General features: G+C 64.6%; 13 protein-coding genes. 12 read left to right on the top strand and 1 reads right to left on the bottom strand.

Annotated features, from left to right (window positions below; genetic code table 11):
• Positions 1–53 precede the first annotated feature (53 nt).
• Positions 54–2,807, bottom strand: a complete 2,754-nt coding sequence (locus HX875_RS28725; protein ID WP_177047943.1) for a beta-glucosidase — start codon at positions 2,805–2,807, stop codon at positions 54–56.
• A 508-nt stretch (positions 2,808–3,315) separates the two neighbouring features.
• Here HX875_RS28725 and HX875_RS28720 point away from each other — a divergent pair.
• From HX875_RS28720 to gspD, 12 genes are all read left to right on the top strand, one after another.
• Positions 3,316–3,543: a hypothetical protein gene (locus HX875_RS28720; protein WP_017478963.1), complete on the top strand. Its 228-nt coding sequence runs from the start codon at positions 3,316–3,318 to the stop codon at positions 3,541–3,543.
• Between the two features lie 81 nt (positions 3,544–3,624).
• Positions 3,625–5,349, top strand: coding sequence for a type II secretion system ATPase GspE (gene gspE / locus HX875_RS28715; protein WP_177047941.1), 1,725 nt, complete (start codon positions 3,625–3,627; stop codon positions 5,347–5,349).
• Entirely contained in the window at positions 5,346–6,548 is a 1,203-nt protein-coding gene (gspF, locus tag HX875_RS28710; RefSeq protein WP_177047939.1) for a type II secretion system inner membrane protein GspF, read from the top strand. Before gspE ends, gspF begins: the two co-directional genes overlap by 4 nt.
• 20 nt (positions 6,549–6,568) lie before the next feature.
• Positions 6,569–6,994 (top strand): type II secretion system major pseudopilin GspG, encoded by a 426-nt coding sequence (gene gspG, locus HX875_RS28705; protein ID WP_177047937.1) that lies wholly within the window; start codon positions 6,569–6,571, stop codon positions 6,992–6,994.
• Positions 6,994–7,425, top strand: a complete 432-nt coding sequence (locus tag HX875_RS28700; RefSeq protein ID WP_177047935.1) for a GspH/FimT family pseudopilin — start codon at positions 6,994–6,996, stop codon at positions 7,423–7,425. The genes gspG and HX875_RS28700 overlap by 1 nt, the downstream gene beginning before the upstream one ends.
• Entirely contained in the window at positions 7,422–7,793 is a 372-nt protein-coding gene (locus tag HX875_RS28695; RefSeq protein WP_177047933.1) for a prepilin-type N-terminal cleavage/methylation domain-containing protein, read from the top strand. The genes HX875_RS28700 and HX875_RS28695 overlap by 4 nt, the downstream gene beginning before the upstream one ends.
• Positions 7,790–8,410, top strand: a complete 621-nt coding sequence (locus tag HX875_RS28690; RefSeq protein ID WP_177047931.1) for a prepilin-type N-terminal cleavage/methylation domain-containing protein — start codon at positions 7,790–7,792, stop codon at positions 8,408–8,410. The genes HX875_RS28695 and HX875_RS28690 overlap by 4 nt, the downstream gene beginning before the upstream one ends.
• Entirely contained in the window at positions 8,407–9,129 is a 723-nt protein-coding gene (locus tag HX875_RS28685) for a general secretion pathway protein GspK (protein ID WP_177047929.1), read from the top strand. The genes HX875_RS28690 and HX875_RS28685 overlap by 4 nt, the downstream gene beginning before the upstream one ends.
• Positions 9,126–10,157, top strand: a complete 1,032-nt coding sequence (locus HX875_RS28680) for a PilN domain-containing protein (RefSeq protein WP_177047927.1) — start codon at positions 9,126–9,128, stop codon at positions 10,155–10,157. Before HX875_RS28685 ends, HX875_RS28680 begins: the two co-directional genes overlap by 4 nt.
• Complete coding sequence (gspM, locus tag HX875_RS28675; protein ID WP_177047925.1) at positions 10,132–10,743, top strand: type II secretion system protein GspM; 612 nt, start codon at positions 10,132–10,134, stop codon at positions 10,741–10,743. The genes HX875_RS28680 and gspM overlap by 26 nt, the downstream gene beginning before the upstream one ends.
• Complete coding sequence (locus HX875_RS28670) at positions 10,740–11,264, top strand: general secretion pathway protein GspN (protein WP_177047923.1); 525 nt, start codon at positions 10,740–10,742, stop codon at positions 11,262–11,264. Before gspM ends, HX875_RS28670 begins: the two co-directional genes overlap by 4 nt.
• On the top strand, positions 11,261–13,462 hold the full coding sequence (gene gspD, locus HX875_RS28665; protein ID WP_177047921.1) for a type II secretion system secretin GspD: 2,202 nt from the start codon (positions 11,261–11,263) through the stop codon (positions 13,460–13,462). The genes HX875_RS28670 and gspD overlap by 4 nt, the downstream gene beginning before the upstream one ends.
• Positions 13,463–13,467: the final 5 nt, after the last annotated feature.

Below are 13,467 nucleotides of genomic sequence, written 5' to 3'. Positions count from 1 at the left end.
TAACGCGGTGTCTTTGCGTTTTTCGCGAGCAAGCTCGCTCCTACAGGGTTTTATCAGTTGCCAGTCGAACTGCCCTGGCTGCTGTCATCCGAGGTGTCGTAGCCGTCACCGTCGCTGGTGCCGGCGTCACCCTGGTTCTGATGCAGCACACCACCGGTCTTGACCGTTGGCGACTCACGCAGCGTGGAGTTGAGCGCCGAGCGCGGCAGCGGGTTGCTGGTGGTGGTCGACAGTTCCTGGCGGAACGGGTTGACCAGCCTGGCGTTCAGGCGAATGTCCTGGGACGAGGCGCCGACCGACAGGTTGAAGCTGTCGGCGTCCACCACCCATTGCTTGCTCGCCACATCGAAGTACGCCAGTGAGCGGTCGTTGAGTTCGATGGTCACGCGCTTGCTCTCGCCGGGCTTGAGGAACACCTTCTTGTAGCCCTTGAGTTCCTTCAGCGCCCGTTCGACTTTCGGGTGGTTCTGGCCCACATACAGCTCGGCGACTTCAGCGCCCGCCACCTTGCCGGTGTTGCTCAGGTCGAACGACACCTTGATCGGCGCGCCCGCCACCGCGACCCCAGGGGTCACGCTGATGTTGCTGTAGCCGAAGGTGGTGTACGACAAGCCATAGCCGAACGGGTAGAGCGGCTTGATGCCTTTCTTCTCGTAGCCGCGATAGCCCAGGAACAGGTCGTCCTTGTAGCTCATCTGCGTGAGGGTTTCCTGATTGTCGAATTTCGGGAAAGTCGCGTAGATCGGGTTGTCTTCAATGTTGCGTTCGATGCTGATGGGCAGCTTGGCCGACGGGTTGACCTTGCCCAGCAGGATCTCGGCGAGGGCCTGGCCGCCGTTCTGGCCCGGGTAGAACGCATGCAGCGCCGCCGGCACCTGGTCGATCCAGTCGCTCATCTTCAGCCCGGTGCCGCCGTGCAGGGTGACCACGGTATGCGGGTTGACCCTGGCGATGCTCTGGATCAGCAGGTTCTGGTATTCCGGCAAGTCGAAGCTGTGGTCGAAGCCTTCACCTTCGTACTCATTGCTGTTGCCTGCGGCCACCAGTACCGCGTCGTACTGGGCCAGGTCCTTGGGCGCCACCAGCGAGGCCCAGCTCATCTGCACGCCCACCAGGCCGCCCATGGTCGAGATGTAGCCTTTGCGGCGCGAGTACTCAAGCTTGATGTCCACGGGTTTGCCGGCTTCAAGATTGACCTTGGCGAACACCGGAATCGTCGGCGGGATGCTGTTGTTGGGCAGAGGGTTGCCGTCGCCGTTGTCGAGGACTTTCTGGCCGTTGACGTACAGGCGCACGGCACCGTCGGCGCGCACCTTGAACACCTGTTCGCCGCTGACGGTCGGGGTGACCTGGCCGCTGTAGCGGATCGACGTGGCGGCCGTGTCGCCATTCACCGGCAGGCTGTCGGTGGACCAGTCGAGGTCGACGTGGGTATCGGTACGGGTGGCAGCCGGGTCGCCGGACCAGTTGGCATTGCTGAAGAATTCGGTCTTCAAGCCCTTGACGCTGTTGCCGTCGTTGTCGGTGTGGGTCCATTTGGACGCCGTCTGGTCCAGGGACAGCCCGTCGATGAACTCGACCTTGGCGTTCGGCGCCAGTTGCTGCAGGCCGCTCAGCTCACTGATGTAGTTGGCGGCCATCACGTTGGCGCTGCCGAATCCGGTGGGCGGGGCGTATTTGGCCAGGTTGCCGACCACGGCGATGCGCTTGACCGTCTTTGCGTCCAGGGGCAGCAGGCTGTTCTGGTTTTTCAGCAGCACGATGCCTTCGCGGGCCGCATTCAGCGCCACGCGGTTGCTGGTGGCGCTGTTCATGTTATGGCTGGTCAACGGCGCCTTGCTGTCGAACTTGTACAGGTAGATCTGCTTGAGGATGCGCCGCACCTTGTCATCGATGGTCGCGCTGGCGAGCTCGCCGCTGTCCAGGAACGGCTTGAGCACCGTGCTGTTCATCTGGTAGCCCATCATGTCCAGGTCGGTGCCGGCCTGCGCCGCCGGCAACCCGTTGACCACGGCGTTGTAGTCACTCTGCACGAAGCCCGGATAGCCCCATTCGGTCTTCAGGATGTCGTGCATCAGGTGTTTGTTCTCGCAGGCGAACTCACCGTTCACCTTCTGGAACGAACACATCATCATCGCCACCTTGCTGTTCTTCGAGGCGGACTCGAAGGGTGGCAGGGTCATCTCCCGCAGTACCCGTTCGCTGATGGTCTCGTCGAGGTGGAAGCGGTTGCTTTCCTGGTCGTTGGCAGCGAAATGCTTGGCGTTGGCCCACACCCCGCGGGACTGGATGCCATTGATCACCGCCGGCCCCAGGCTGGCGCCGAGGAACGGGTCTTCACCGGACAGGTACTCAAACGCCCGGCCGCTGTAGGGCATGCGGTACAGGTTCACCCCAGGCCCGGTGACGAATTGATACCCGCCGCTGGCGGTGTCGTAGCCCAGGGCACGGCCCAGGTCGATGGCGCGGCGCGGGTTCCAGCTGGCCGCCAGGTTCGGGCCGGAGGGGTAGACCACGCCCTGGTCGTTGCCTTCGCTGGTGTAGCGCACGCCCACGCCACCGTCGGCCCCATGAATCTGCGGCACGCCATACCGGGTCAACGGCTTGACGTCCCAGCCGCCGGTGCCGCCGATATAGGCGAGTTTTTCTTCCATGGTCATCTTGGCCAGGGTCTGGTCCGCGGCCTTTTCGGCGCGGCTTACCCGGGCTTCATCCAGGGCGGGGCTGGTGGCCGCATGCACCTGGGACACGGCAAGTGCCAGCAGGGCGAAAGCCGACTGCGCACCGATCATCTTGCGTTTGCTCATTGAGCTCTCCGACAACTGATTATTGAAAACTGGGCGTCGAGAAGTGCGTTTTGTTGTGCACGCTCGTCACTTTTTTACGGGCAATAGTTCGCCTTTGTCGCAACTTTTGGCCGATGGCTAATTGCGATTACTGGGCGGATTTCGCAGTTTTAAAAGTGTAACAATTGAACTAATTATTATTGTGAGTAGTGACCAAGTGATATCACTAGATGGCACTTTGAACCGTTAAATCGCCATAATTAAGTCAATTCTTGCCGTAAAATGTCAAACGAAAGCTAATTTTTGCGTGAAATTAGAAATATTTTATTACGTTTATGAACTTGTGTTAAACCTACCAGTCGATTGGTTTAAGAAAACATGCACGGTCATGGCTAACTAGTGGCGTCTACCAGTAGTTCTAAATGGCCATAACTCAAATGGGCTGTAATACAAAATGCTTTGGTGTAGGGTCTTGATCTTGTCAGGGCTGCACCTGGGCGATTGATTGTTTTTGATCTGGAGAAAGTTGATGAAGATTTCCCTGTTGAGTGCCGGTGTTGTACTGGGCGTTGCACTAAGTGGTGCGGCAATGGCCGTCGAGTCGACGGACGCCGACGCGAAGTCCGGGGCCGCCGATTCCACGGTGATCACCCAGGCCCACGACGCCAAGGCGGCGAAGAAGCAGAAAGCCGAAACCACCAAGGGCGGCCGCCCGCTGGGCAACAGCCAGGCGACTGCACCAAAAACCTCCAACTAAGGTTGGATGCACCTGTTCCCGGGCGCCTCACGGGAACAGGTTTTTTAAATAGCCCCTCAGATTTTGCAGATACCCCAGCCCATGCCGTCCACGCCCATCGATGCTTGCCGAATGCAGATTCCGGATACCGAACAGGTGTGCGCATGGCTGATGCAACAGGCCGGTTTGAAAACCGTCGACCTGGAACGCGCCCGACGGTTATCCCAGGAGTCCGACGACACCGGACTGCTCGGCCTGCTGACGCGCCTGGGGCTGGTCTCCGAAGTGGAGTTGGCGCGGGCCTGGGCCGACTTGCTCGGCGCACCGTTGCTGCTGGCCGATGCCGCGCCACCCTTGCTCGACCCGTTGCCGGTGCTGACCGAACGCTTCATGCGCCATTACCAGGTGGTGCCGGTGGGCTGGAGCCATGGCGGCGTGCGGGTGCTGGCGGCCAACCCGGCGCTGCTGTACCCGTTCCAGGCCCTGGCTTATGCCTGCGGCGTGCCGGTGTGGCTGGCGGTCGGGCCGCGCAATGAAGTCGAGACCCTGATCGAGCGCTACTACGGCCAGGGCCGTTCGGCCATGGGCACCCTGATCGAAAACCTCGACGAGCAGGGCGGCGCCCTGGAAGACATCGAACACCTCAAGGACATGGCCTCCGAAGCGCCGGTGATTCGCCTGGTCAACCTGATCCTGCAACGGGCCGTGGAACATCGCGCCTCGGACATCCATATCGAACCCTTCGAAAACCAGCTCAAGGTGCGCTACCGCATCGACGGTGTGCTGCACGAGGCCGAAGCGCCGCCCTCGAGTTCCTCGGCAGCGGTGATTTCCCGGGTCAAGATCATGGCGCGCCTCGACATCGCCGAGCGCCGCCTGCCGCAGGACGGCCGGATCATGTTGCGCATCCAGGGCAAGGAGCTGGATCTGCGGGTGTCCACGGTGCCCACCAGTTTCGGTGAGTCGGTGGTGATGCGCCTGCTGGACCGCCAGACCGTGCAGTTCGATTTCCAGAGCCTGGGCTTCGACGGCCAGCGCCTGGCAACCTTTCTTGAAGTGCTCGAGCGGCCCCACGGCATCCTGCTGGTCACCGGGCCCACCGGCTCGGGCAAAACCACCACGCTGTATACCGCGCTGTCGCGGCTCAACACTGCCGAGCGCAAGATCATCACCGTCGAAGACCCGGTGGAATACCAGCTGGAAGGTATCAACCAGATCCAGGTCAAGCCGGCCATCGGGCTGGACTTCGCCGGGGCGCTGCGCTCCATCGTGCGCCAGGACCCGGACGTGATCATGATCGGCGAGATCCGCGACCTCGAAACCTGCCGCATCGCCATCCAGTCCTCCCTGACCGGCCACCTGGTGCTCTCGACCCTGCACACCAACAGCGCCGCGGCGAGTATCACCCGCCTGTTGGACATGGGCGTGGAGAGCTACCTGATCGCCTCGACCGTCAATGGCATTCTCGCCCAGCGCCTGGTGCGCCGCCTCGACCCGGCCACCCGCGAGGCCTTCGAAGCGCCGCCGGAATTGATCGAGGAACACGGCCTCGACCGCTTCACCGACCAGCGCCCGATCCTGCTGTACCGGCCCCGCGCCGATGCCCCGGGCGGCGGTTACCACGGCCGCAGCGCAATCACCGAATTGCTGGTGATGAATGACGAACTGCGCAGTTTGTTGATGCGCCAGGCGGATGCCGCAACCCTTGAACAGGCGGCCCGCCGCGGTGGCCTGCGCACCCTGCATGAAGAGGGCCTGCGCCAGGCGGTGGCCGGTGTCACGTCCCTTGAAGAAGTGCTGCGCGTCACCCGTGGAGAGGGCGCGTGAGCCTGTTTAAATACCGCGCCCTCGACAGCCAGGGCGTCGCGCAAAACGGCACGATCGAAGCCAAAGACCAGACCGCTGCTGTTGCCGCGCTGCACAAGCGCGGCTTGCTGCTGTTGCACATCGATGCCGCCGGTGCCCAAGGCCTGCGCAATGCCTTCGGGCGTGGCCAGTTGAACGGCGCGGCGCTGGTCAGCTTTACCCAGCAACTGGCCACGCTGCTGGGGGCGGGCCAGCCGTTGGAACGCTCCCTGGGCATCCTGCTCAAGCAACCCGGCCAGCCGCAAACCCGCGCGCTGATCGAGCGCATCCGCGAGCACGTCAAGGCCGGCAAGCCGTTGTCGGCGGCGCTGGAGGAGGAGGGCAGCCAGTTCTCGCCGCTGTACCTGAGCATGGTGCGCGCCGGCGAGGCCGGCGGTGCGCTGGAAAACACCCTGCGCCAGCTCAGCGACTACCTGGAGCGCAGCCAGTTGTTAAGGGGCGAGGTGATCAACGCCCTGATCTATCCCGCCTTCCTGGTGGTGGGCGTGCTCGGTTCCCTGGCCTTGCTGCTGGCCTACGTGGTGCCGCAATTCGTGCCGATCTTCAAGGACCTGGGCGTGCCGATCCCGCTGATCACCGAAGTGATTCTGGGCCTTGGCCAGTTCCTCGGCGCCTATGGCCTGGCGGTGCTCGCCGGGTTGATCGTGACGGTCTGGGGCCTGGCGGCACGCCTGCGCAACCCAAAGCACCGCGAAAATTACGACCGCCGCGTGCTGGGCATCCGCGTTATCGGCCCGCTGTTGCAACGGGTCGAAGCCGCACGCCTGGCGCGCACCCTCGGCACCTTGCTGAGCAACGGCGTGGCGCTGCTGCAAGCGCTGGTGATCGCCCGCCAGGTCTGCACCAACCGCGCCTTGCAGGCACAAGTGGCCCAGGCCGCCGAGTCGGTGAAAGGTGGCGGCACCCTGGCCAGTGCGTTTGGCAGCCAGCCGCTGCTGCCGGACCTGGCCCTGCAAATGATTGAAGTCGGCGAACAGGCCGGTGAACTGGACAGCATGCTGCTCAAGGTCGCCGACGTGTTCGACGTCGAAGCCAAACGCGGTATCGACCGCCTGCTGGCCGCGCTGGTGCCGTCCCTGACTGTGGTCATGGCGGTCCTGGTGGCGGTGATCATGCTGGCGATCATGCTGCCGCTGATGAGCCTGACCAGCAATATATGAAGACCCAAGGAAGCAAGCCGATGCGCCATACCCGTTTCAAACCCGCCCGCCGCCAAGGCGGTTTTACCTTGCTGGAAATGCTCGCGGTGATCGTGCTGCTGGGCGTCGTCGCCACCATCGTGGTGCGCCAGGTGGGCGGCAACGTCGACAAGGGCAAATACGGCGCGGGCAAGGCGCAACTGGCCAGCCTGAGCATGAAAATCGAGAGCTACGGCCTGGATGTCGGCTCGCCACCCAAGACCCTCCAGCAACTGGTCGACAAACCCGGCAATACCGCGGGCTGGGCCGGGCCGTACGCCAAACCGTCAGACCTCAAGGACCCGTTCGGCCATGCCTTCGGCTATCGCTTTCCCGGGGAACATGGCGCCTTCGACCTGATCTTCTACGGTCAGGACGGCCAGCCCGGCGGCGAAGGCTACAGTGCCGACCTGGGCAACTGGGAATAATGCGTGCCCCCCAACGCGGCTTTACCCTGCTGGAGATGCTGGTGGTGATCGTATTGATCAGCCTCGCGGCCGGGTTGGTGGGATTCGGCCTGCAACAAGGCCTGCGGGTTGCCAAGGAGCGCCAGGCGGTCGGGCAGATGGTCGAGGCCCTGCGCAGTACACGGGCGCGGGCGATTGTCAGCGGCACGCCGGCCAGGACCCTATTCGACCTGGAGCAACTGAGTTTCCAGGCGCCGGGGCGACCACTCAAGCATTGGCCGGCCGACCTGCAAGTGACCCTGCACACCGCCGAGCACGCAGGCCCGGCGGTGGAGTTCTACCCCGACGGCAGTTCCACCGGCGGCAACCTGTTGTTGGCCAATGGCTCACGCCGCTGGCGCATCGATATTGGCTGGCTGACCGGCAGCGTGCAGTCCAGGGCCTTGCCATGAATCGCCAGTCGGGTTTCACCTTGCTGGAAATGCTCGCCGCGCTGACCCTCATGGCGATCTGCAGCATGGTGCTGCTGGTCGCGTTCGGCCAGAGCGTGCGCTCGTTGTTGCAGGTGGCCCACAGTGACCGCCTCACGCACGCCGCCCTGAGCGTGATGGATCAGGAAGCCTCGGGCCCATTGGCCAGCGGCACCCGCCAGGGCAGCCTGGGGGACGGCATCGATTGGCAATTGACCATTGCCCAGCAGCCGACCCGCATCGGTCAGCCGCGTTTGTTTCGCCTCGACCTGACCGTCAGCGAAGCCCGGCGCCAGGCCCGTTTCAGCACCCTGAAACTGCGCGCTGCCACCGACAGGGCCGGCCTGTGAATCAGCATCAACGGGGCTTTACCTTGCTCGAAATCATGATCGTGCTCAGCTTGCTGGGGGTGTTGCTGGTCCTGGTGGGCGGCGCATTGCTGGGGGCCAACCGCGCGGTGCTCAAGGCCCAGCGCTACACGGTCAGCCTGGATGAAATGCGCGCCGCGCAACAATTCCTGCGCACCTCCATCAGCGAGGCGCTGCCGCTGGATGTGACCGAGGACGACAGCCAAACCAACGGTTTTTTTGTCGGCAACCCCCAACGCCTGCAATTCGTCGCGACCTTGCCGGGCGTGCTCGGCGGCGGCATCCAGCGTTTCACCTTGCAGTTGGCCGAGGGCGAGCTGCGAGTGGCCTTCGCCCGGTTCGAGTCCAGCGCCCAGGTCAGCGTGCCGGCCATCCGCAGCGAGCCGCAGGTTTTGCTCACCAACGTCGAGGACCTGCAATTCAGCTATTTCGGCGTGTCGCCCAAGGGCCAGGCCACCGGCTGGATCAATGACTGGCCGTGGACCAAGCGCCTGCCTTACGCGGTGCGTATCGCCGCGCGCGTCAATGGGCCGGTGCCGTGGGTGACCCAGGTGGTTGCCCTGCGCCTGAACCTCTCCAGTGGCGCATCGGGCGAATGAAGCGCCAGCGCGGCGTTGCCCTGTTGCTGGTGCTGTGGGTGCTGGCGTTGCTCAGCCTGCTGCTGGGCGGCCTGGCCGGTTGGGTGCAATTGGAGACTCGCCAGGCCCTGTGGCATCGCCAGCACACCCAGGCCTTGCTGGCGGCGGAGGCGGGCGTGGCGCTGGCCATGCAGGCCCTGGCCGACCCGCTGCAGCGCAAACAGTGGATTGCCGACGGTCGCGAAATGCCCCTGGTGTTTGATGACGCCCAGTTGCACGTGAGCCTGCACAGCGAGCGCGGCAAGCTGTATTTGAACAGCGCCGAGGCGAGTGATTTTGCCCGCCTGACCCTGGCCTGCGGTGCCACCCAGGCCCAGGCCAACCGGCTCGCCAGGGACCTGGAAGTGCGGCGCAACGAAGGCCTGCCGCCGTTTCGGGTGGTGGAGGAAGTGCGGCAATTACCGGGTATGACCCAGGCGCTGTACAGCGCACTGGTGCCCGAGATCAGCCTGTGGAGTGGCCTGGACCGCCCTGATCCGGCCTTCGCCAGCCCGTTGATGCGCCGTGCGTTGAACCTGCCGCGCTTGAGTGCGGCAGGCGCCGACCCCGGCGACGTGCTGGTGATCGACAGCCGCGCACAACGGCCAGGCGGCGCGCACGCCCGGCTGCAAGCCACGGTGTTATTGAGCCCCGCGCAAGGCAGCGCACAACCTTATCGAGTCCTACGTTGGCAAGAATGAACGAACACTTATCCGCACGGCTGCAGGTGCTGGTGGCGCCTGTTGCCCAGCGCTGGCGCGGCAGCGTGCTGCAATCGGGCTGGCGGCTGTGGCTCAAGGAGCTGCGGGGCTGCCTGCCGGCGTGGCTGTCGCTCCACGACATCCCCGAGCATCACTACCTGTGGCCGTTGACCGAGGCGGTGGCAAAACCTGTCGGCGAAGTGCGCCAGGTATTGCTGCTCCCGCCCTCGGCGGTGCTGCGGCAAAGCCTGCAACTGCCCTTGGCGGCCGGGCGCGACCTGTCGACGGTGGTGGGGTATGAGCTGGACCGCTTTACCCCGTTCGAGGCCGGGCAGCTGTACTTCGTGGCCCGTCAGGAACGGCGCACCGCTACGCATTTGCAGGTGACCCTGGTGGCCATCCTGCGCGAGCGCCTGGACCAGATCCTGCTGGACTGCGCCGCCCTCGGCTTGCAGCCCCACGCGGTGGATGTGGACGGCCCCATGGGCATCGACTTGCTGCCGACCCCGTTGCGCCCTCGCCAACGCCCGGCGGGGAAGGGCTTGCAGCGCAGCCTGCCGTGGTTGTGCGGCGCCTTGTTGATTGCGGCGATGTTGCTGTGGCTCAACGACCGCCAGCGGGTGCTCGACGTGATGCACGAGCAGGTGCAGCAGCAAAAAGCCCAGGTCGCCGAGATCCAGAACCTGCGCCAGCAACTGCTCAATACCCGTGGCGCCGCGCAGTACCTGATTCGCCGCAAGTCGGCACAACCGCCGCTGGCAGCGCTGCTCAACGAGCTGACGGCGTGCCTGCCCGCCGACACATGGATCGACCAGTTGGAGGTCAACGACGGCGCCGACGTTTCCTTCTCCGGGCAGAGCGCCAAGGCGAGTGCCTTGATCACCCGGATCAAGGCCTGCCACAGCCTGGAAAACGCCCAGTTCGAAGGGGTGATCCAACCCGATGCGCAAACCGGCAAGGACCAGTTTTCCCTGCGCGCCCACTTGCACCAGGAGGCCGCCGATGCGCCGACCACTGACACCCCGTGAACGTCGCGGCGCAGCCTTGCTGGTCCTCGCGCTGGTGCTCGGCGGCGGCTACTGGCTGCTGATCGACAGCTGGTTCGCCGGGCCGCTGCGCGCCATGGGCGAGCAGGCCGAACAACTGCGCGAACAACAGCAACGCTATGCCGGCCTGCTGCACCAGGGCGCCGCGTTGCGCGAGCAACTGGAGCAAGCCCGTCAGGACCCGGCGAGCAGCACCAGCCTGTTGCCCGGGGATGACCCCAGCGCCGTGGCGGCCGACCTGATGCAGCGCATCGCCGACCTGATCAACAGCCGAGCCGGCCTTGGCGGTGGGTGCAGCCTGACCCAGCGCATGCCCATCACCCCGGAGCAGGACGACACCGAACCCTATCGCCAGGTGAAAGTCAGCCTGACCCTCAACTGCGCCATCGAGCCGCTGACCGCGATCCTGCATGAACTGGAGTACCAGCGGCCGTTCCTGTTCGTGGATGAAATGAGCATCCGCCGTGGCCCGAACGCACCCGCCAGCGGCGGCGCTGGAAAGCTGGTGGTGCATCTGCTGGTGCGCGGCTATCTGCAACCGGCCGCCGCCACGCAGGCCCGCCGATGATCCGTTCATTGCGCCCCCTGGAGTGGGGCTTGCTCGGTGTGGCCGGGCTGCTGGGCCTGCTGATGGTCGGCATCCTGAGCAGTATCGGCGATGCGCCGCAGTGGCTGGATGAGCCTGCCTCCGCTGCGCGCGCCAATGCCACGGCCAAGGTTCACGTGGCCCCGAGCGCGACCCTGGAAAGCCTCGCCGGCACCTGGCAAGCGCCGCTGTTCAGCCCCGACCGCAGCCCCGATGCCGCCGTGGGCCAGGCCGAGATTTCCAGCCTGTCGAGCCTGAAGCTGACCGGCGTGCTGCTCGACGGCGAGCTTCGCGTCGCGCTGCTCAAACCTGCGGACGGCCCGCCACTCAAGGTCCACCAAGGCCAGGCCCTGCCCAACGGTTGGCGCCTGGAACACCTGACACCGCTGCATGCCCGTTTTGTACTGGATGGCCGCACGCAAACCCTGAGCCTCAGCGTTCCGCGTTTGCCGCCGCCGTCCACCACACCACCGATTTCCCTTCCTCACGAGCCCGCACCTTGATCGATACTTGCCCTGGCGCCTTGCGCACCACCGTGTTTTGCCTGGCCACCGCCGTCTCCCTGGCCGGCTGTGGGTCATTCCCCGATCACCTCGACCCGGACGACGCCTTGCTCCACGAGGCGATGCAGGGCACCGGTTCGCAACGGCCCGCCGTGGACCCGGCCAGCGAGTCGCCTGCGGCTGACAGTCGCCAACCCCAGGCGTCCACGCCGCCCCAACGCCAGTTGATTCGCGGCAACCAGCAGTTCGTGCGCCAGCCTGCACCGGCGCCGGCGGTCAAGGATGAAACCAGCGGCGACATCGTGTTCAACTTCGCCGACCAGCCGATTGAGGCGGTGATCAACAGCGTCATGGGCGACCTGCTGCACGAGAACTACAGCATCGCCCAGGGTGTGAAAGGCAACGTAAGCTTCTCCACCTCAAAGCCGGTGAACAAGAAGCAGGCGCTGTCGATCCTCGAAACCCTGTTGTCCTGGACCGATAACGCGATGATCCGCCAGGGCCAGCGCTACGTGATCCTGCCGGCCAACCAGGCGGTGGCGGGCAAACTGGTGCCGGAAATGAGCGTGTCGCAACCCTCCAGCGGGCTCTCGGCGCGGCTGTTTCCGCTGCGCTATATCTCGGCCACGGAAATGCAGAAACTGCTCAAGCCGTTCGCCCGGGAAAATGCCTTCCTGCTGGTGGACCCGGCGCGCAACGTACTGAGCCTGGCCGGTACGCCGGATGAGCTGGCCAACTATCAGGACACCATCGACACCTTCGACGTTGACTGGCTCAAAGGCATGTCGGTGGGGGTGTTCGGTTTGCAGCGGGCCTCGGTGGCCGAGCTGATGCCCGAGCTGCAAAAAATGTTCGGCCCCGACAGCGGCATGCCCCTGGCGGGCATGGTGCGCTTTCTGCCGATTGAGCGGACCAATTCGGTGGTGGCGATCTCATCCCAGCCGCAGTACCTCAGCGAAGTCGGCGACTGGATTCACACCATCGACGAAGGCGGCGGCAATGAACCGCAGATGTACGTCTACGATGTGCGCAACATGAAGGCCACGGACCTGGCCAAGTACCTGCGGCAGATCTACGGCACCGGCGCGATCAAGGACGATGCGCCGGCCAAGGTGGCGCCGGGTCTGCGCACCGCGACCCTGTCGTCACTCAACACCAGTGGCGGCACCTCCGGCGGCCTGAACAACAGCGGTACCAACCCGCCCGTTGGCGATGACGAGGACCAGGCCCCGGCCACCAGCGAAGACAGTGAAAGCGCCGAGCCGCAAACCCCCGGCAAGAGCCTCGACGCCGGCACCCGGATCACCGCGCAGAAAAGCAGTAACCAGCTGCTGGTGCGCACCCGCCCGGTGCAGTGGAAGGAGATCGAATCGGCGATCAAACGCCTCGACAACCCGCCGCTGCAAGTGCAGATCGAAACGCGCATCCTCGAAGTCAAACTCACCGGCGAACTGGACCTCGGGGTGCAATGGTACCTGGGGCGCCTGGCGGGCAATTCCACCAGCACCACGGTGGCCAATACCCCAGGCAGCCAGGGCGCGCTGGGCGGTGGCGGGGCGGGATTGGGCGCGGATTCGTTGTTCTATTCCTTCGTCAGCTCCAACCTGCAAGTGGCCTTGCATGCCCTGGAAACCAACGGCCGCACCCAGGTGCTGTCGGCGCCGTCGCTGGTGGTGATGAACAACCAGCCGGCGCAGATCCAGGTGGGTGACAACATCCCCATCAGCCAGACCACGGTCAATACCGGCACCTCCGACACCACCTTGAGCAGCGTCGAATACATCCAGACCGGGGTGATCCTCGACGTGGTGCCGCGCATCAACCCGGGCGGCCTGGTGTACATGGACATCCAGCAGCAGGTCAGCGACGCCGAGAACCAGACCACCAACAGCAGCGACACGCCCAACAACCCGCGCATCTCCACGCGCTCGGTGTCGACCCAGGTGGCGGTGCAAAGCGGCCAGACCGTGTTGCTCGGCGGGCTGATCAAGCAGGACAACGCCGAGAGCGTCAGCGCCGTGCCGTACCTGGGAAAAATCCCCGGGCTGCGCTGGTTGTTTGGCAACACCAGCAAGTCCAAGGATCGCACCGAGCTGATCGTGCTGATCACGCCGAGGGTGATTACCAGCAGCGGCCAGGCGCGGCAGGTGACGGATGACTATCGCCAGCAGATGCAGCTGTTGCGCCCGGCCAACTGAAGGGA

The organism is Pseudomonas yamanorum (assembly GCF_013386765.1).
Lineage (GTDB): Bacteria > Pseudomonadota > Gammaproteobacteria > Pseudomonadales > Pseudomonadaceae > Aquipseudomonas > Aquipseudomonas yamanorum_A.
The sequence above is the reverse complement of the archived record's forward strand: the minus strand, read 5'-3'. Positions and strand labels throughout refer to the sequence as shown.

Coding starts and splice junctions, on each gene's coding strand:
- HX875_RS28670 (WP_177047923.1), top strand. CDS start 10,740: ATGATCCGTTCATTGCGCCCCCTGGAGTGGGGCTTGCTCGGTGTGGCC.
- HX875_RS28700 (WP_177047935.1), top strand. CDS start 6,994: ATGCGTGCCCCCCAACGCGGCTTTACCCTGCTGGAGATGCTGGTGGTG.
- HX875_RS28725 (WP_177047943.1), bottom strand. CDS start 2,807: ATGAGCAAACGCAAGATGATCGGTGCGCAGTCGGCTTTCGCCCTGCTG.
- HX875_RS28695 (WP_177047933.1), top strand. CDS start 7,422: ATGAATCGCCAGTCGGGTTTCACCTTGCTGGAAATGCTCGCCGCGCTG.
- HX875_RS28720 (WP_017478963.1), top strand. CDS start 3,316: ATGAAGATTTCCCTGTTGAGTGCCGGTGTTGTACTGGGCGTTGCACTA.
- gspE (WP_177047941.1), top strand. CDS start 3,625: ATGCCGTCCACGCCCATCGATGCTTGCCGAATGCAGATTCCGGATACC.
- gspG (WP_177047937.1), top strand. CDS start 6,569: ATGCGCCATACCCGTTTCAAACCCGCCCGCCGCCAAGGCGGTTTTACC.
- gspM (WP_177047925.1), top strand. CDS start 10,132: ATGCGCCGACCACTGACACCCCGTGAACGTCGCGGCGCAGCCTTGCTG.
- HX875_RS28685 (WP_177047929.1), top strand. CDS start 8,407: ATGAAGCGCCAGCGCGGCGTTGCCCTGTTGCTGGTGCTGTGGGTGCTG.
- HX875_RS28680 (WP_177047927.1), top strand. CDS start 9,126: ATGAACGAACACTTATCCGCACGGCTGCAGGTGCTGGTGGCGCCTGTT.